The 17,423-nt window shown below is 62.4% G+C and carries 13 protein-coding genes; 10 read left to right on the top strand and 3 right to left on the bottom strand.

What is annotated here, in order from left to right:
* Positions 1-146 precede the first annotated feature (146 nt).
* A complete protein-coding gene (gene betC / locus ACOOEX_RS13415; protein WP_420395303.1) occupies positions 147-1,688 on the bottom strand; it encodes a choline-sulfatase in 1,542 nt (513 codons plus the stop codon).
* 492 nt (positions 1,689-2,180) lie between these two features.
* Here betC and ACOOEX_RS13410 point away from each other — a divergent pair, with 492 nt between their 5' ends.
* From ACOOEX_RS13410 to ACOOEX_RS13375, 8 genes are all read left to right on the top strand, one after another.
* Positions 2,181-3,749, top strand: coding sequence for an ABC transporter substrate-binding protein (locus ACOOEX_RS13410; RefSeq protein WP_420395302.1), 1,569 nt, complete (start codon positions 2,181-2,183; stop codon positions 3,747-3,749).
* Positions 3,750-3,841: 92 nt separating this feature from the next.
* Positions 3,842-4,798, top strand: a complete 957-nt coding sequence (locus ACOOEX_RS13405; protein WP_071690835.1) for an ABC transporter permease — start codon at positions 3,842-3,844, stop codon at positions 4,796-4,798.
* A 12-nt stretch (positions 4,799-4,810) separates the two neighbouring features.
* Entirely contained in the window at positions 4,811-5,734 is a 924-nt protein-coding gene (locus ACOOEX_RS13400) for an ABC transporter permease (RefSeq protein ID WP_420395301.1), read from the top strand.
* 4 nt (positions 5,735-5,738) lie between these two features.
* Entirely contained in the window at positions 5,739-7,373 is a 1,635-nt protein-coding gene (locus ACOOEX_RS13395; protein ID WP_420395300.1) for an ABC transporter ATP-binding protein, read from the top strand.
* Positions 7,374-7,551: 178 nt separating this feature from the next.
* A complete protein-coding gene (locus ACOOEX_RS13390) occupies positions 7,552-8,505 on the top strand; it encodes an ABC transporter substrate-binding protein (RefSeq protein WP_420395299.1) in 954 nt (317 codons plus the stop codon).
* A gap of 8 nt (positions 8,506-8,513) precedes the next feature.
* Positions 8,514-9,572, top strand: coding sequence for a quaternary amine ABC transporter ATP-binding protein (locus tag ACOOEX_RS13385; protein ID WP_420395298.1), 1,059 nt, complete (start codon positions 8,514-8,516; stop codon positions 9,570-9,572).
* A complete protein-coding gene (locus tag ACOOEX_RS13380; RefSeq protein ID WP_420395297.1) occupies positions 9,569-11,635 on the top strand; it encodes an ABC transporter permease in 2,067 nt (688 codons plus the stop codon). Before ACOOEX_RS13385 ends, ACOOEX_RS13380 begins: the two co-directional genes overlap by 4 nt.
* A 62-nt stretch (positions 11,636-11,697) precedes the next feature.
* Positions 11,698-12,636: a GlxA family transcriptional regulator gene (locus ACOOEX_RS13375; protein ID WP_420395296.1), complete on the top strand. Its 939-nt coding sequence runs from the start codon at positions 11,698-11,700 to the stop codon at positions 12,634-12,636.
* 57 nt (positions 12,637-12,693) lie between these two features.
* Here ACOOEX_RS13375 and ACOOEX_RS13370 read toward each other — a convergent pair whose 3' ends face one another.
* Both ACOOEX_RS13370 and ACOOEX_RS13365 read right to left on the bottom strand, forming a co-directional pair.
* Complete coding sequence (locus ACOOEX_RS13370; RefSeq protein WP_420395295.1) at positions 12,694-13,113, bottom strand: GFA family protein; 420 nt, start codon at positions 13,111-13,113, stop codon at positions 12,694-12,696.
* A gap of 133 nt (positions 13,114-13,246) precedes the next feature.
* On the bottom strand, positions 13,247-13,591 hold the full coding sequence (locus ACOOEX_RS13365) for a hypothetical protein (protein ID WP_420395294.1): 345 nt from the start codon (positions 13,589-13,591) through the stop codon (positions 13,247-13,249).
* Positions 13,592-13,727: 136 nt separating this feature from the next.
* Between ACOOEX_RS13365 and ppsA the strand changes: the two genes are divergently transcribed.
* Together ppsA and ACOOEX_RS13355 are read left to right on the top strand one after the other, a co-directional pair.
* Entirely contained in the window at positions 13,728-16,118 is a 2,391-nt protein-coding gene (gene ppsA, locus ACOOEX_RS13360; RefSeq protein ID WP_420395293.1) for a phosphoenolpyruvate synthase, read from the top strand.
* An 83-nt stretch (positions 16,119-16,201) separates the two neighbouring features.
* Positions 16,202-17,407, top strand: a complete 1,206-nt coding sequence (locus ACOOEX_RS13355) for a hypothetical protein (protein WP_420395292.1) — start codon at positions 16,202-16,204, stop codon at positions 17,405-17,407.
* The last annotated feature ends 16 nt before the right edge of the window (positions 17,408-17,423 follow it).

Genomic DNA, 17,423 nt, shown 5'->3' with positions numbered 1-17,423 from the left:
TTCACTGTTGGAATCCAAGTAGTTGTTGAGCGACTCTCGAGTCATTCATAAAGAAGGCTCTCATGGTCAACTCAAAGCCAATCCCCGCCAGCGTTGGAACTGACGGGGACAGATTTTTTGATCAAACGCCTCAAAGGCGAGCGACCCTATTCTAACTCTCTGATTTTTTTTTTAAAAGGTGGGAAGCGAGTCATCTCGGCCGCCACCGTCCAATCCATATGGTTGCGCACGAATTCCTGCGCGGCGTCGCGGGGCGGTTGATAGTCCCAACTCACCAGGGTCCCGATCTCCATGGCGTTGTGAACCGGTCCACGGCGCTTCTGGCTGGCCAAAATAGCCTCGTAAAGCGGTTTTTCCTGCCATTTTTCGGAGATGAATGATTGGAATTCCGCAACTTTCTGCGCATGCGCGGGATCATCTGCCAGATTCTCACGCTCGAAAGGATCTGAATAAATGTCAAATAATTGAGGAGGATCAACCTCACAGTGAATATATTTCCAAGGGCCACGCCGGATCATGAAGATCGGATGGCTTGCACATTCCGCACAATACTCCCCAAGAACCTCTCCGCCATCCGGGTTATCCACAGCCCCCTGAAGCAGGGGCCAGAGCGACCGCCCATCCAGATCCATTGCCGGATCGGGGGCAGTTTGTCCCGTACAGGTAGCGATATCGAGGAAGGTTGGCAGGATATCCAGCAGGCTGACGGGCTCTGCCACGGTCCGGTTCTCGACACCCGGACCTGCAATTATCATAGGGATTCGAGCGGAATGCTCGAAGAAGCTCATCTTGTACCAGAGCCCGCGTTCACCCAGCATATCGCCATGATCCGAGGTCACGATGACGATCGTGTTTTCCAACTGCCCGGATTCCTCCAACGCCTTCACGATTTCGCCGACCTTGGAGTCGAAATAAGACGTGTTGGCGTAGTAGCCGTGTCGCGCATTGCGGATCTCCTGCTCCGTCACCGGTTGCGCATCCGCGCCGATCCCGTGATGCACGCGCAGCGTGTGCGGGTCATCCGTCAGCCCGGTTTGGGGCATGTCGATGTCGTCGTCGGAGTAGAGATTCCAGAACTCGGGCCGGGGCACGTAAGGGTCATGCGGGTGGATCAGGCTGACCACCATGGCAAAGGGGGCAGTCCCGCGCATCGCATATTCGAGAATGCGGCGGCGGGCGAGGAAGGTCGCCTCTTCGTCATACTCGATCTGAAACGTGGTCGCGGCAGGTCCGGCCTGCTGCACGGACTCCATATTATGATACCACTTGTCGATCCGCTCGTGCGGGTTGGTCCAGTCCGGGGTCCAGGCATGATCGGACGGATAGACATCGGTGGTCAGCCGTTCTTCGAACCCGTGCAGCTGATCCGGTCCGACAAAATGCATCTTGCCCGAAAGGCAGGTGCGATAGCCCATCACCCGAAGGTAATGGGCAAATGTAGGGATCGAGGCCGGAAATTCCGCCGCATTGTCATAGGCCCCGATTTTCGAAACCAGTTGGCCGGTCATGAAAGATGCCCGCGACGGCGCGCAGAGGGGCGAATTGCAGTAGGCGGAATCAAAGCGCGTGCCGCGGGCAGCCAAGGCATCCATATTCGGGGTTTTCACCACCGGATGGCCGTATGTGCCCGTGAAATGCGGTGCAAGCTGATCGGCCATGATCAGCACGATATTCGGGGGCCTTTGCATCAATCTGTCCTCTTTTCGGGGGGGGGGCGGGCACGACGCCGGGCGCGGCGCCGATCGGGCATGTTCAGTGTCAATGACATGGAAATCCGGGCCGGACGCAAGAATATTTCTTTCTTTTGCGGAAACGGTGTCGCAAATCGTCAATCACCGGTCGAATTTGGGTTTTCGCCCTCGGAAACCCGTGCAAGAGTGCCCCCATGGACTCGCCGCACTTGATGCCATCATGCCAGAACTCTGGAACTGAGGTTTCGAAAAACTCGAAAACAGGGCAATTGGCTTGCGGATTTGAGGATCATTGTTTCGATTGGGACCCAGGGGGTGCAACTCAGACCACTTGCCGCGCATATCGAAAGCCGTTTAGCGTAAAACATGGCTTGGACCATGCGACGGAAGGCCGATGGCAGCCCCTGCTCCGGACCATGCGGGCCAACGAAACACAGCTCGAGACTGTGAGAAACTCGAAAGAACTATGACAACAGCGGAGAAAGCAACATGACGAAGACTTCACTTCTTTCGGGCGGTGTAAGCCGCCGTGGCGTGCTGAAGGGCGCGTCTGCCATTGGTGGTGCGGCGCTGATCAGCTCAATGGGGGCCCGCAAAGCGCAGGCACAGCCGACCCGTGGCGGCACCCTGCGCGTCGCACAGGCCCATGGCTCCACCACCGACTCGATGGATCCGGGGTCGTGGGAAAACGACTTCACCATTCTGCAGGCCCATACCCGCAACAACTACCTGACGGAAATCGCGCCTGACGGGTCGCTGATCCCCGAACTGGCAGAAAGCTGGGAAGCCTCGGCGGATGCCGCGACCTGGACCTTCACCATCCGGTCCGGCGTTCAGTTCCATTCCGGCCATATCCTGACCGCTGAAGACGTGGTCGCCTCGCTGCGCCACCATATGGGTGAGGATTCCACCTCGGCCGCCGCGCCGATCGTGGCGCCGATCACGGATATGACTGTTGATGGCATGAACGTGATCTTCACGCTGGCCTCTGGCAATGCCGACTTCCCCTTCGTGCTGGCCGACTATCACCTGCCGATGCTGCCGTCCCGTGACGGTGAAATCGATCCGATGACCATGGATGGCTGTGGTCCCTACAAGATCGAGGAACTGGAGTTCGGTGTCGGGGCGACCTATTCGCGCCACGAAGGCTATTGGAAATCGGACGCGGCCTATTTCGATGCGGTCGAACAGATCGTCATCCACGATGCCGCCGCACGTCAGAACGCGCTGATCTCGGGCGAGGTCGACTATATCGACTCTGCCGACCTCAACACCGTGCACCTGCTGCAGCGTGCGCCGGGCGTGGTGGTTCTGTCTGTCACCGGCAACCAGCATTACGGCCTGCCGATGGATACCCGCGCAGCACCCTTCAGCGACAACAACATCCGCATGGCGCTGAAATATGCCATCGACCGTCAGCAGCTGGTGGACACCATCCTGAACGGCTATGGCGCAGTCGGTAACGACCATCCGATCGGCTCCGGTCAGCTCTACTACAACACCGAGCTGGAACAGAAAGCCTACGATCCGGATCGCGCGCGCTACTACCTGGCGCAGGCGGGCGTGGACAGCCTCGACGTGGATATCCACCTTGCCGATGCGGCCTTCGCGGGCGCGGTCGATGCGGGTGTTCTCTATTCCGAAACCGCGGCAGCGGCCGGGATCAACATCAACGTGGTTCGTGAACCCAACGATGGCTACTGGTCCAACGTCTGGATGCAGCTGCCCTGGTGCGGCACCTACTGGGGCGGCCGCCCGACCCAGGACCTGATGTTCTCGACCGCTTATGAAACGGGCGCGCCGTGGAACGAAACCTACTGGAGCCACGAGCGCTTCAACGAGCTGCTGCTTGCGGCCCGTGCCGAACTGAACGAAGACCTGCGCCGCGAGATGTATTTCGAGATGCAGCAGATCTGTTCGGACGAAGGCGGCGCGCTGATCCCGATGTTCGCGGCTTATGTCGGTGCGCATAGCGATGCGCTGATGCATGGCGAGCAGGTTGCCTCCAACTGGCGCAACGACGGTCACCGGATCGCGGAACGCTGGTGGTTTGCCTGATCTGACCCACATCGCCCCGGGCCGTTCTGGCCCGGGGTTTCTATTCTGTGACCTTAGGCGCACTGGGGGCAGTGCCGCCTGAAGGGGGACCAATGTCACATATCTGGAGCATGATCGCGAAGCGGCTGGCCCTTGGCCTGCTGACGCTGTTCATCGTGTCACTTCTGATCTTCGGGGCGACGGAACTGTTGCCCGGCGATTTCGCCGAAGAGTTCCTCGGGCAGGCCGCGACGCCTGAAACCGTTGCCGCGATCCGGCGCGAGCTGGGGCTCGATCTGCCCATGCACACCCGCTATATCGAATGGCTGACCGGCGTCTTGCAGGGGGATTTCGGCAATTCGCTGTCGAACCGCCGCCCGGTGATCGAGCTGATCAGCACGCGGCTTGGCAACACGCTGTTCCTGGCGCTCTATGCTGCCGCCATCGCTGTACCCCTGTCGCTGATGCTGGGTATCCTTGCGGCGCTGTTCCGCAACAGCTTTTTCGACCGCTTTTCGAACGCCTCGGCGCTGACCTCGATCTCCTTCCCGGAATTCTTCGTCGCCTATATCCTGATCTTCTGGCTGGCGGGCCGGGGCGGCATGTTCCCCTCGATGGCAAGTTTCCGGGGGGATCCGTCCATGGCGGAGATGCTCTACCGCACCTTCCTTCCGGCGCTGACCCTGACGCTGGTGGTGACCGCCCATATGATGCGCATGACGCGGGCGGCGATCATCAACCTTCTGGCGTCGCCTTATATCGAGATGGCGCGTCTGAAGGGGATGAAGCCGATGCGGGTGATCGTGAAACACGCGCTGCCCAATGCGCTGGCCCCGATCATCAACGTGATCGCGCTGAACCTCGCCTACCTCATCACCGGTGTGGTCGTGGTCGAGGTTGTCTTCGTCTTCCCCGGTCTTGGCCAGTTGATGGTTGACAGCGTGGCGGCGCGGGACATGCCTGTTGTGCAGGCGGTCGCGCTGATCTTTGCCGCGGCCTATGTGCTGCTGAACCTGACGGCGGATGTGTTGGCGACCTTGTCCAACCCGCGCCTCGTGCATCGTCGTTAAGGGGGGCGGATCATGGGTATTCTTATCGGACTCTTCTGGTTCGTCGCTGTCATCGCGGCCTGCATGGCGGCAGGATGGCTGTTCCGGACCATCGCCATTGCCGTCACTCCGAAAGGCGTCAAGAAAGAGCTGCGTACCGCGCCGCTGACCGCGTCTTTCGGGATGATGGTGATTATCATCTATATCATCGTGGCCGTATTCGCCCCGCTCATCGCCCCGTTCCCGGAACGGATGGTCGTGGGGCCGGAATACATGCCTTGGGACGAGACGCATCTTCTGGGCACCGACAACCTGGGTCGTGATATGCTGTCTCGCCTGATTTTCGGGGCGCGCAACACGGTGGGCATCGCCTTTGCGACCACCGCACTGGCCTTCCTCATCGGCTCGATCCTGGGTCTTCTGGCGGCCACGGTTGGTGGCTGGCTGGATCAGGCGCTCAGCCGCATGGTGGACGTGCTCATGGCCATTCCGGCGTTGATCTTCTCGCTGCTGCTGCTGACCATCTTCGGCACGTCGGTCATCACCCTGATCATCGTGATCGCCGTGATCGACTCCACGCGGGTGTTCCGACTGGCGCGCTCGGTGGCGCTGAACATCGTGGTGATGGATTACATCGAGGCCGCGAAACTGCGGGGAGAGGGGCTGTGGCGCCTGATCACACGAGAGATCCTGCCCAATGCCATGGCGCCCTTGGTGGCGGAATTCGGGCTGCGTTTCTGCTTCGTCTTCCTGGCGATCTCGGCGCTCAGCTTCCTTGGCCTTGGCCTGCAGCCGCCCATGGCGGACTGGGGATCCATGGTGAAGGAAAACGCGACCCTGATCGCCTTCGGAGACATCACGCCGCTGCTGCCCGCCGTAGCCATCGCACTGCTGACGGTCAGCGTGAACTTCGTCGTCGACTGGCAGTTGCACCGCGCCAGCGGGTTGAAGGAGTAAGACCATGACCGAGCAAAATAACGGAAAACCGGTCCTCCTGACCATGAAGGGCCTGCGGATCGAGGGCCGGTCCGACGAGACCTGGAACGAGATCGTGCATGGCATCGACCTGACCCTGCATAAGGGCGAGGTCCTGGGCCTGATCGGCGAATCCGGGGCGGGGAAATCCACGGTGGGTCTTGCCGCCATGGGCTTCACCCGCGACGGGTGCCGTATTTCGGGGGGCGAGATCCTCTTTGACGGGATCGACCTGATGAAAGCCAGCGAGGCGACCAAGCGCAATCTGCGCGGCAAGCGCATCGCCTATGTGGCACAATCGGCGGCAGCCAGCTTCAACCCGGCCCACAAACTGATGGACCAGTATTGCGAGGCACCTGTTCAGCACGGTGTCATGGGCCGGAACGAGGCGGAAAGCGATGCGGTGGATCTGTATCGCCGCATGCAGCTGCCGGACCCGGACAATATCGGTTTCCGCTACCCGCACCAGGTGTCGGGCGGGCAGTTGCAGCGGGCGATGACAGCGATGGCGATGGCCTGCCGTCCCGACCTGATCATCTTCGATGAACCCACCACCGCGCTGGACGTGACCACGCAGATCGAGGTTCTGGCCGCGATCCGCAACATCGTGGAACAGTTCGACACGGCGGCGATCTACATCACCCATGACCTCGCGGTCGTGGCGCAGATGGCGGATCGGATCAAGGTGCTGCTGAAAGGCGATGAGGTCGAAGAGGCCGACACGCGGTCGATGCTGTCGACCCCGAAAGAGGACTACACCAAGTCGCTTTGGGCGGTGCGCAGCCACGCGCGGGCGGAACAGCCCCCGGTCGCAGCGGACAAGACGCCTGTCGTTTCCGTGCGCAACATCACAGCTGGTTACGGTTCGGTCGACGTTCTGATGAACGTCAACTTCGATATCCATGAACGCCGCACCGTGGCCGTGGTGGGGGAGTCCGGGTCCGGCAAATCGACCACCGCGCGGGTCATCACCGGGCTGTTGCCGCCCCGGCAGGGCGAGATCCTGTTCGATGGCAAGGTGCTGCCGCCCGATTATCGCCGCCGCACTCGCGACCAGCTTCGGCAGGCGCAGATGATCTACCAGATGGCGGACACGGCGCTGAACCCAAAGCTGCGCATCCGGGAACTGATCGGACGACCTGCCCAGATGTATCTGGGGCTACAGGGCAAAGCCCTGACAGACCGTATCCGCAATCTGCTCGACCTGATCGAGTTGGAACCCGACGATTATATCGACCGGCTGCCGGCCGAGCTGTCGGGCGGGCAGAAGCAGCGCATCGGCATCGCGCGGGCGCTGGCGGCAGAGCCGAAGTTCATCATCTGTGACGAGGTGACATCGGCGCTTGACCAACTGGTGGCCGAGGGCATCCTCAAGCTGTTGGACAAGCTGCAATCCGAATTCGACCTGGCCTATATGTTCATCACCCACGACCTTGCGACCGTAAAGGCGATTGCCGACGAAGTGGTGGTGATGAAAGAGGGCAGGGTGGTCGAACAGGGCCCGAAATCCGAAATGTTCCGGCCGCCGCATGATCCTTACACGGAACTGCTGCTGTCCTCGGTCCCGGAGATGGACCCGGATTGGCTGACCGATCTGCTGCGCGAACGCGAGGGTGGCTAGGCCAAATGGCCCAGGTGCAAGACCTTTCACGGCCTGCCTCTTCTCGGGGCAGGCCGTTTTCATGCGATCAGGTGGCGGAAATCTGCAATTTTGGGTGGAAATCCGTCGCCTTGTCATATGAAATGAGTGCAGACTCTAAGAACAACAATCCAAGAAAACGACCTCAGGGAGTGACTTCATGAAATCCGTGCTTCTTTCCGGCCTGTCCGTTCTGGCACTGGCAGGCACCGCCGCCGCTGCCGATCTTGGCGATACAGGCACACCAATAAGACTGGCCATCAATGAATGGACCGGCCAGCACCTGACCACGCATGTTGCAGGTCAGATCCTGGAACAGGCAGGCTATACCGTCGAATATGTCACCGCCGGGTATTACAACATGTATCCGGCGATCGGCGAAGGCGAGATTCACGCCGCGCTGGAGGTCTGGGACTCGAACGTGCCCGATCTCTACTATGACGTGCTGCAAGAGGGCGGCGTGGTGGAACTTGGCGATCTCGGCCTGACCGCCCGCGAAGGGTTCGCCTATCCCGCCCATGTGGAAGAGATCTGCCCCGGCCTGCCCGCATGGGAAGCGCTGAACGATTGCGCCATGCAGTTTGCCACCGCCGAAACCATCCCGCAGGGCCGCCTGATCGACTATCCGGCCGACTGGGGCACCCCAGGTGCCGAACGTGCCGCCGGTCTGGAACTGCCCTTCCGCGCCGTGCCTGCGGGGTCCGAAGGGGCGCTGATCGCCGAACTGCGCGCTTCGACCGAACGCGGCACGCCGCTTCTGATGGTCTTCTGGCAACCGCATTGGGCTGTGTCGGCCTATGACGTGCGCTTCGTCGATCTGCCGCCCGGTACGCCGGAATGCTATGAAGATGCCTCCGTCGGTCCGAACCCGAACGCGACGTCCGACTGTGACTTCCTGCCGACCCGCGTCTTCAAGATCACCTGGTCCGGCTTTGCGGAACAGTGGCCCGCTGCCGCTGAAATCCTCGCCGCCTACCAGTTCATGACCGAGGATCAGCAGCCGATGATGGGCATGGTCGACAATGACGGCATGTCGGTCGAGGAGGTCGCGGCGGCCTATATCGCAGAGAATGCCGACGCCATCTCGGCCATGATCGCGGCTGCGACGGAGTAATCGGGGACATGACCGCTTCGGCCCCGACCGGCACCCCGGCAATTGCCGTCGAGGGGTTGTGGCAGGTCTTCGGCAATGACGCCAAAACCCGATTGAAAGACGCGCAGGGGCGGACCAGTTCCGCCCCCGACGCCGCCGAAGCCCTGCGCGATGACGGGTTGATCCCCGCCGTGCAGGACGCCAGTTTCGAGGTGAAGGAAGGCGAGCTTTTCGTGATCATGGGCCTGTCGGGCTCCGGCAAATCGACCATGATCCGCTGTATCTCGCGCTTGGTGGAGCCAACCGCCGGATCGGTGCGCATTGACGGTGAGGATATCCTCTCGGCCAATCCGAAGCGGCTGATCGAACTGCGCCGGGCGAAACTGGGCATGGTGTTCCAGCATTTCGGCCTGTTTCCGCATATGACGGTCGCCGACAACGTGGCCTTCCCGCTGAAAATGTTGGGAAAATCGAAATCTGAACGCCGCGCGCGTGCGCTGGAAGTGATCGAGATGGTGGGGCTGACAGGCCGCGAAAATGCCTATCCGCGCGAACTGTCAGGTGGGCAGAAACAACGCGTCGGCATCGCCCGGTCGCTGGCCGCCAACCCCGATATCTGGTTCCTGGACGAGCCCTTCTCGGCGCTCGATCCGCTGATCCGTCGGCAATTGCAGGACGAGTTCCTGAAGATCCAGTCGACGCTGCATAAGACCATCGTCTTCATCACCCACGACATTTCCGAAGCGCTGAAGCTGGCCGACCGGATCGCCATCATGCGCGATGGCAGGATTGTCCAGATCGGCACGCCGGCGCAGATCGTGCTGAACCCGGTCGATGATTATGTGCGAGAGTTTTCGCGCGATGTGGCCAAGGGCCGACATGCGCGGCTGGAAAGCGTGCTGCACACGGATACGCCGCCGACCATGCCCGACGACCCCAAGCTGCGCCTCGACATGACGCTGGAGGAGGCACTGGCCTCCTGCATGTCGCTTTACGAACCGGTGCCGGTCTGGGGCAATGACGGGCAGATGGCGGGATATATTCACCCCTCCGATCTGGCCAAGGCCCTGCAGGTGGACCGCACATGAGCGACGTCAGCCTGCCAGCCTCGTCCGTGATGGACCGCCTGACGCCCGGCACGAAGGCGGCAGTGCTGACCTTGCTGGTCGGCGCCTTGTGCCTCGCACTTGAATCCGCAACCGAGTTTCTGCCGGTCTGGCCAGAGGCCTGGACCCTGCCGGTCACGGAATGGATCGGCGTGTCATTGGATTGGCTCTTTGATATCATCCGCCCCGCGATGCGCCTGATCTCGGCGGTGCTGGAATACCCGATGGTCTGGGTCAACTGGCTGCTGGTGAATACGCCCTGGCCGCTGATCATCGGCGCAACCGTGGCGCTTGGATGGTATGCGGGCGGGCTGTCGCTGGCCCTGATGTCGGGCGTGGGCCTGGGCTTCGTGCTGGCCTCGGGTTACTGGATCGAGGGGATGAACACGCTGGCGCTGGTCTTCGTCTCGGTGCCGCTGGCGCTGACGCTCGGGCTGCTCATCGGCATCTGGTCCAACGAAAGCGCGCGGGCGCGGCCCTGGATCGAGGCGACGCTCGACCTGATGCAGACGGTGCCGACCTTCGCTTACCTCACGCCGCTTCTGTTGCTTTTCGGTTTCGGCCCTGTCGTGGGCCTGATCGCCTCTGCCATCTACGCCGCGCCGCCGATGGCGCGGAACACGCTTCTTGGCCTGCAACGGGTCGAGGCGGAGGTGAAGGAGGCCGGGGTCATGTCCGGTGCCACACGCCTGCAGCAGCTTGTACAAGTGGAAATCCCCGCCGCCGCCACCCAGATCATGATCGGCGTCAATCAGGCGCTGATGGCGGCGCTCTCGATGGTGATCATCGCTGCGGTGATTGGCGGTTTCGACGATATCGGGTGGGAAGTGCTGCTGACCATGCGGCAGGCCAATTTCGGGCAAAGCCTGCTGGCCGGGCTGGTGATCGTGGTCTTCGCGATCATCATCGACCGCATTTCGGCCCGCATGGCCACGTCGCGCGACCGGTTCGACGTGCGGATATCGTGGATCATCCTGGCCGTGGCTATCGCCGCCTCGGTCCTGGCCTGGGCCGCGCTTCCCGCACCCGGGGACATGGCTGTTCTGGCCCCCACGGTCGAGGCCGTGGACGGTGCGCTGACCAGCTTCACCCGCAGCGCGGGGGCGACGCTCGACTCCATCAAGAACAACGCGATGTTCTATGGTCTGCTGCCGCTGCGCATCGGGCTTGATGGTGCGGTCCTGCCCTTCACTTGGGGGTTCAGCTGGACGGCCAACATGTCCTATGCGCTTTTCGCGGTGGCAGGCGCAGTTGGCGTTGCCGTGGCGTTGACCGGTCGCATGGCCTTCGGGCTGTGCATCCCGATCGTGGCGGGCATCGTGGAAACCGGCGTCTCGGACCTGCCCTGGCCCTTCGTGCTGGTCGGGCTTGGCGCGGTGGCCTGGGTCGCGGGCGGATGGAAGCTGACACGGCTTGTCATCATCCTGATGCTGCTCATCGCCATTTCGGGCCTCTGGCCACGGGCAATGCTGTCGCTCTACCTTTGCGGTGCGGCTGTCATTGCCTGCGCGGTTCTGGGCGGGTTACTGGGACTGCTCTCGGCCGTCTCGAAACCGGCCTGGGCGGTGATCCGGCCCGTCTGCGATATGTTGCAGACGATCCCGCTCTTCGTCTTTCTGATCCCGGTGCTGATGTTCTTCCAGATCGGAGAGTTCTCAGCCTTTCTTGCCATCATCGCCTACGCCATCGTTCCGATGATCCGCTATACCCGTCACGGGCTGGTCACCACGCCGCCCGAAATGCTGGAATCCGCCGTGTCCTCAGGCGCGACCGATTGGCAGATCATGCGAGAGGTGCGCGCGCCCTATGCGGCGCCGACGATCCTTCTGGGGCTCAACCAGACGATCCTGTACGCCTTTGCCATGCTGGTTATCGCGGCGCTGATTGGCACCACCGGGCTTGGCCAGTCGATCTATATTGCGCTTGGATCGGGCGATGTGGGACTTGGGATTTCGGCAGGTGCGGCCATGGCCATCCTTGCCCTCATAGCCGACCGCATAGTACAGGGCTTCGCAGAAGAACGGCGGAGGGCCCTCGGCCTATGAACGACGAGTTCATCCCCAAGGGGGTGGCGCATGTAGACTTGCCCCCCGGGCAGAAGACGGAAATGATCAGTTTCCTGCTGCTGCCCAAACTGTCGCTGCTGGCTTTCACCTCGGCGGTAGAACCGCTGCGCATCGCCAACCAGTTGACCGGGCAGAAGCTCTATAGCTGGCAGATGATCACGCAGGACGGCAAGCCGGTTCGCGCCTCCAACGGGGTGGAAATCGGGGCGACCTGTGCTTTGGCGGATGCGAAAATCACCGGGCCGCTTTTTGTCTGCTCGGGGGTGGAGCCCGATACCGTCGTCACCGATCAGGTCGCCGGGCTGGTGCGCAAGCATTGGCGGATGGGTCATCAGGTGGGGGGGCTCTGCACCGGGGCTTATGCGCTGGCGCGGGCGGGGATTCTGAAGGGCAAGGATTTCACGCTCCATTGGGAAAACATGCCGCCCTTCCGCGAAAGCTTCCCGGATCTGGAGCCGCTGGACCAGCTTTATGCTATCGACGACCGGATCGTGACCTGTGGCGGCGGGTCGTCGGCGACGGACCTGTTTCTGCGGCTGATCTCGGAACGGTTCGGCCCGGTCATGTCGCATTCGGTGCTGAACATGTGCCTGCACCCGGTTCACCGGTCCGAGGAGGAGGCGCAGCAAAGCTCGCGCGCGGCCTCTATCGGCACCCGCAACCGCAAGCTGCTGCAGATCCTGCGCTACATGGAAGAGAATATCGAGGAGCTCTTCTCGCTCGACGATCTGGCTGACCGCTTCAAGGTCTCGCGCCGCCAGATCGAGCGTCTGTTCCTGACCCATGTGAAGGCCACGCCCAAACAATACCTCACCGATCTGCGCCTGCGCCGGGGGCGGATGCTGCTGGCGGAAACGGATATGAAGGTGGCCGATATCGCCAGCTCCTGCGGATTTGAATCGACCAACCACTTCTCGCGCCGGTTCCGAGAGAAATACGGGGTGTCGCCGCATAAGTTCCAGTCAGCGGGGCGGGGGTAATCGTGGGGATGAGAAAAGATCCTCAAAGGCAGGTGTGAGCATTTTTTCCCTGGACCGCTAGTCGGAAAAATAGCTGGGAAACCGTTCAAAATCTTCAAGCGGGATACTCGCCGGTGTCCAGTTCGCGCACTCGGAAAGAAAGACCTTGGCTGCTTTCTTGAACCGCGGTTCGGTGTAAAGTGATCCAGCGGGAACGATAACCATTGCACCGCTCTTCGAGACATAGGGAAGACCTGAGCCGCAATTGCTGCAAAATGCTTTGGTAAAGTCCCGACTTGGGTGATGAAAGCATTTCACCAGTTCAGCGCCTTTCACCCAGGAAAGGCTACTTTCAGCGGAGAAGAGGTTAGAGGCGTGTGCTGAACCTGAAATACGGCGACACTGCTCGCAATGACAGAAAAGCAGGAACTGGAAGTCGTTTTCAATTGTGTACTCCACCCCGCCGCAAAGGCAGCCCCCCTTGATGTCTTCGCCCATTCCGTACTCCAAGAAACCTGACTTTCTGCCAGCATAACATAGATTGTTGACATGTCCGCTTAGTTCGAAATCCCGACCCTTCTAACGATATCTGCGCAAGAGCTTTCTCCGGCACGAGTTGGGCCACCGTTCATCACCCCGATTTCCGCACCACATCCCAAAGTGCCCGCGCCAGCACCAGCGGGATGGTCGGCCCGGTGGCAGTCCCTACAACCAGATCGTCGTCATGGGCGTCGGATTTGCGCAGGGAACAACGCCAGTGGCCATTCGGCTCGGCGGCCTGTCCCGTTAGGTGGATATGCCAGCCGGGCAGGCAGTGGGCCAGCAGGTGCATGACCGCCTCGGTCGGGTCTGACAGTACCTCGGGATGTGCAGGGGCATCGGGGAAGGTGGCAGAGGCGGCGGTGCAGATCTCGGCCAGCAGGTCAGCGTCCAGCGTGTCGGCTGCGGCAAGGCGGGCGGTCAGGTCTTGGGTCATCGGCGGCTCCTGTCAACTGTTGCTTCGGTTGTGCCGCGCCCTGCGTCAATCGACCATGACCTGTATCAAGGAGCCGCGCCAGCGACGCGCGTAGCCTGCCCCCAACGGCCCAACCCGGCCCCAATGGAGGACAGACATGGCACGCTACGTGATCGGATTCGAAGACCTGCGCCGCGCCGATGTGGCGCTTGTGGGCGGCAAGAACAGCAGCTTGGGTGAGATGGTGCAGGAACTGGCGGGGCAGGGGATCGCCGTGCCCGGTGGCTTTGCCACCACTTCTGACGCCTATCGCGCGTTCCTGTCCGCCAACGGGCTGGAGGCGATGATTGCCGAGACCGTGGGCCGTTGGCAGGCTGGTAAGGTCACGCTGGCCGAGGCGGGCAGTGCTATACGGGCCGCCATCGTGGCGGGCGACTGGCCGGAGGAGATTGAGGCCGACATCCTGTCCTCCTACGCGGCCCTCAGCAAAACGGCGGGCAAGGCGGATGTGGCCGTGGCCGTGCGCTCGTCTGCCACGGCGGAGGATCTGCCGGACGCCAGTTTCGCGGGCCAGCAGGAGACGTTCCTGAACATCGAGGGCGAGGCCGATCTGCTAACCGCCTGCCGCCGCTGCTTTGCCTCGCTCTTCACCGACCGGGCGATCAGCTATCGCGAGGTGAAGGGGTTTGACCATATGGCCGTGGCGCTGTCGGTCGGGGTACAGCGCATGGTGCGGGCCGATACGGGCGGATCGGGCGTGATGTTCTCGATCGACACGGAATCGGGCTTCGACAAGATCGTGCTGATCAACGCGGCCTGGGGGCTTGGGGAAAACGTGGTGCAGGGGGCGGTGGACCCGGATGAATACCAGGTGTTCAAGCCGTTTCTCGGGAATGAGAGCCTGAGCCCCATCGTCGGCAAGCGGCGTGGCGCGAAAGAGATCAAGATGATCCTCGGTGGCAACGGCCCCGCACCGGTGCGCAATGTGCCGACCTCCAAGGCTGAACGCGCGGCCTGGGTGCTGAGCGATGCGGAAATCCTGTCCCTCGCCCGCATGGCCGCCACCATCGAACGCCACTATGGCTGCGCGATGGACATGGAATGGGCGCGAAATGGCGATACGGGGGAGCTCTTCATCGTGCAGGCCCGGCCAGAAACGGTGGAAAGCCAGCGCAAGGCGGGCGCGCTGCGCAGCTATTCCTTGTCCGGGGAGGGGGAGGTTCTGTTGCAGGGCCTCAGCGTCGGCAACGCGGTGGCCACGGGCCGGATCTGCCTGATTGAAAGCGTGGCCGACATTGACCGCTTTATCGACGGCTCGATCCTTGTGACCTCCAACACCGACCCCGATTGGGTGCCGGTGATGAAACGCGCGGCGGCGATCATCACGGACCATGGTGGGCGCACGTCACACGCGGCGATTGTCAGCCGGGAACTCGGGGTGCCCGCCATCGTCGGCACCGGCAACGCGACCCATGTGCTGCACGATCAGCAGGATGTGACCGTCAACTGCGCGGCGGGCGAAGACGGGTTGATCCACGAAGGGATCGCCAAGGTGAGCGTCGAGGAACTGGACCTGTCGGACCTGCCGGAAACGCGCACGAAGATCATGCTGAACATGGCCAACCCCTCTGCTGCCTTCCGCTGGTGGCGGTTGCCGGCTGACGGCGTGGGCCTCGCGCGGATGGAATTCGTGGTGAACAACGCCGTCAAGGTGCATCCCATGGCGCTGATTGAATTCGACAAGGTCACGGATCCGGGCGAGCGCGCCGAGATCGAGGCGCTGACGGCGGGCTACCCCGACAAGCCCGACTATTTCGTCGATCAGCTTGCGCGGGGGCTAAGCCAGATCGCGGCCTTCGCCCATCCCAACCCGGTCATCGTGCGAATGAGCGACTTCAAGACCAACGAATATGCCGAGCTTCTGGGCGGACGGGCGTTTGAGCCGGAAGAGGAAAACCCGATGATCGGGTTCCGGGGCGCCTCGCGTTACACCGACCCGGCCTACAGCCCCGGATTTGAGCTTGAATGCAGGGCGATCCGGCAATTGCGCGAGGAGATGGGCTTTGACAATGTCGCCATCATGATCCCCTTCTGCCGCACGCCGGAGGAGGCGGACAAGGTACTGGAAGTCATGGGCCGCGCCGGGCTGGAACGGGGCCGCACGGGGCTGGAGGTCTTCGTCATGTGCGAGATCCCCGCCAATGTGATCCGGGCTGAGGAATTTGCCGACCGGTTCGACGGCTTTTCCATCGGATCGAACGACCTGACCCAGTTGACCCTTGGCGTGGACCGGGACAGCGACCGGCTTGCCAACCTCTTCGATGAAAGCGACCCGGCGGTTTTATGGATGATCCGCACGGTGATCGAGAAAGCCCGCGCGGCAGGGCGCAAGATCGGGCTTTGCGGGCAGGCCCCGTCGAACAACCCGGCCTTTGCACAGCTTCTGGTCGATGCGGGGATCGACTCGATTTCCGTCACGCCCGACAGCTTCGCCGCCGTCAAGGCGCAGGTCGCCAAGGCCGAGGCTATGCAGAAAGGCCCCGATTGAGTAGGCTGCGGGGCGGGAGGCGTCCGGATTTTGCCCGGACGTGCATGTATTCAAAACTCGCATTTACGGAGGTCTGACCTGCCATGACCCGACTGCCTTACGCCCTCGCCCTGTCTCTGCTGGCCAGCCCCGCCTTGGCCGGTCCACCGATTGAACAGCCCGCCCCTGCGCCCGCTCCTGTGGCGGCAAGCGGTGGCGCGACCATCTATGATTGTCAGATCGCAGGCCGGACCGAGCGGTTCGTGATCGCGGGTGGCGCGCTCGCCGAGGGGCCGGGCACGCTGAGCGTTCTGACTGAGGATGTCTATGTGGTGACCCGCGGCGGCGTCACCTACCTGATCGATCCCACGGGCGTGCAGATCGACCAGGGTGTCGATGCGGGCAAATGGCCCTGCGTGGAAAGCACGGCAGCCCCGGCCCCAATCCCCGCTGTGCCCGATGCCAATCAGATGGCCCGGATCGTGGAACTGGAGGCGGAGGTGGCCAACCTGCAAGCTGCACTCAGTGCCGCGAATGGGGAACGGGATGCCGCCATTGCTGCGCGTGAGGCGGCGCTTGCGGCAAGCGTTGAGGCCGAGGCCAGCAGTGCTGCGGCCTCGACAGCCGCGCAAACCGCGCTGAACGAAGCCGCGGCACTTCAGACCCGTGCGGAAACGGCGGAAACCGCTGCGACCACGGCGATTGCCGCGCAGGCCGCTGCGGAAGCGCGTGTCGCGGAACTGGAGGCGGCGGCAGCCGCAAGTGCCGTGCAGATGGCAGAGGTCCAGACAAGCCTCGACCAGACCCTGGCGACCCTCGCCACCGCGAACGCCCGTGTGGCGGAGCTGGAAGCTGCCGCGACAGCGGATGCGGCCGAGATGGCCCATATGCGGACCCTGCAAGGCCAGATGGCGGAAACCCTGGCAGCAGCAGAGGCGCGGGTGGCAGAGCTGGAGCTGGCCCTCGCCGCATCTATGGCCGCGCCGGAAGAGGACATGGCAGAGGACAGCGCCGATGATGCCGGGGCCATGGCTGACGACGCGGAGGAAGCCGCCGAGGACATGGCTGACGGATCGGATGAGGCCACCGAGGAAATGTCCGACGACGCCGGGTCCGACGACATGACCGAGAATAACGGCGCAATGGAGGACGCGGCGTTTGACGCCGATGCGGCGCTGCTGGCCATTGAGGCGGCGGACCTCAGTCCGATCTCTCGCGCTGCCTTGACGGCAGCCGTGGAACAGGCGCGCAACAACCCGGATTTCGTGGCCGAGGTCGTCACCCGGTTGCAAAACGCGCTTGGGGAATAAAGGCAAGCGGGCCGGG

It is taken from the genome of Nioella sp. (assembly GCF_965215655.1).
Taxonomy (GTDB): domain Bacteria; phylum Pseudomonadota; class Alphaproteobacteria; order Rhodobacterales; family Rhodobacteraceae; genus Nioella.
The sequence above is the reverse complement of the archived record's forward strand: the minus strand, read 5'-3'. Positions and strand labels throughout refer to the sequence as shown.

Coding starts and splice junctions, on each gene's coding strand:
- betC (WP_420395303.1), bottom strand. CDS start 1,688: ATGCAAAGGCCCCCGAATATCGTGCTGATCATGGCCGATCAGCTTGCA.
- ACOOEX_RS13410 (WP_420395302.1), top strand. CDS start 2,181: ATGACGAAGACTTCACTTCTTTCGGGCGGTGTAAGCCGCCGTGGCGTG.
- ACOOEX_RS13405 (WP_071690835.1), top strand. CDS start 3,842: ATGTCACATATCTGGAGCATGATCGCGAAGCGGCTGGCCCTTGGCCTG.
- ACOOEX_RS13400 (WP_420395301.1), top strand. CDS start 4,811: ATGGGTATTCTTATCGGACTCTTCTGGTTCGTCGCTGTCATCGCGGCC.
- ACOOEX_RS13395 (WP_420395300.1), top strand. CDS start 5,739: ATGACCGAGCAAAATAACGGAAAACCGGTCCTCCTGACCATGAAGGGC.
- ACOOEX_RS13390 (WP_420395299.1), top strand. CDS start 7,552: ATGAAATCCGTGCTTCTTTCCGGCCTGTCCGTTCTGGCACTGGCAGGC.
- ACOOEX_RS13385 (WP_420395298.1), top strand. CDS start 8,514: ATGACCGCTTCGGCCCCGACCGGCACCCCGGCAATTGCCGTCGAGGGG.
- ACOOEX_RS13380 (WP_420395297.1), top strand. CDS start 9,569: ATGAGCGACGTCAGCCTGCCAGCCTCGTCCGTGATGGACCGCCTGACG.
- ACOOEX_RS13375 (WP_420395296.1), top strand. CDS start 11,698: ATGATCAGTTTCCTGCTGCTGCCCAAACTGTCGCTGCTGGCTTTCACC.
- ACOOEX_RS13370 (WP_420395295.1), bottom strand. CDS start 13,113: ATGGGCGAAGACATCAAGGGGGGCTGCCTTTGCGGCGGGGTGGAGTAC.
- ACOOEX_RS13365 (WP_420395294.1), bottom strand. CDS start 13,591: ATGACCCAAGACCTGACCGCCCGCCTTGCCGCAGCCGACACGCTGGAC.
- ppsA (WP_420395293.1), top strand. CDS start 13,728: ATGGCACGCTACGTGATCGGATTCGAAGACCTGCGCCGCGCCGATGTG.
- ACOOEX_RS13355 (WP_420395292.1), top strand. CDS start 16,202: ATGACCCGACTGCCTTACGCCCTCGCCCTGTCTCTGCTGGCCAGCCCC.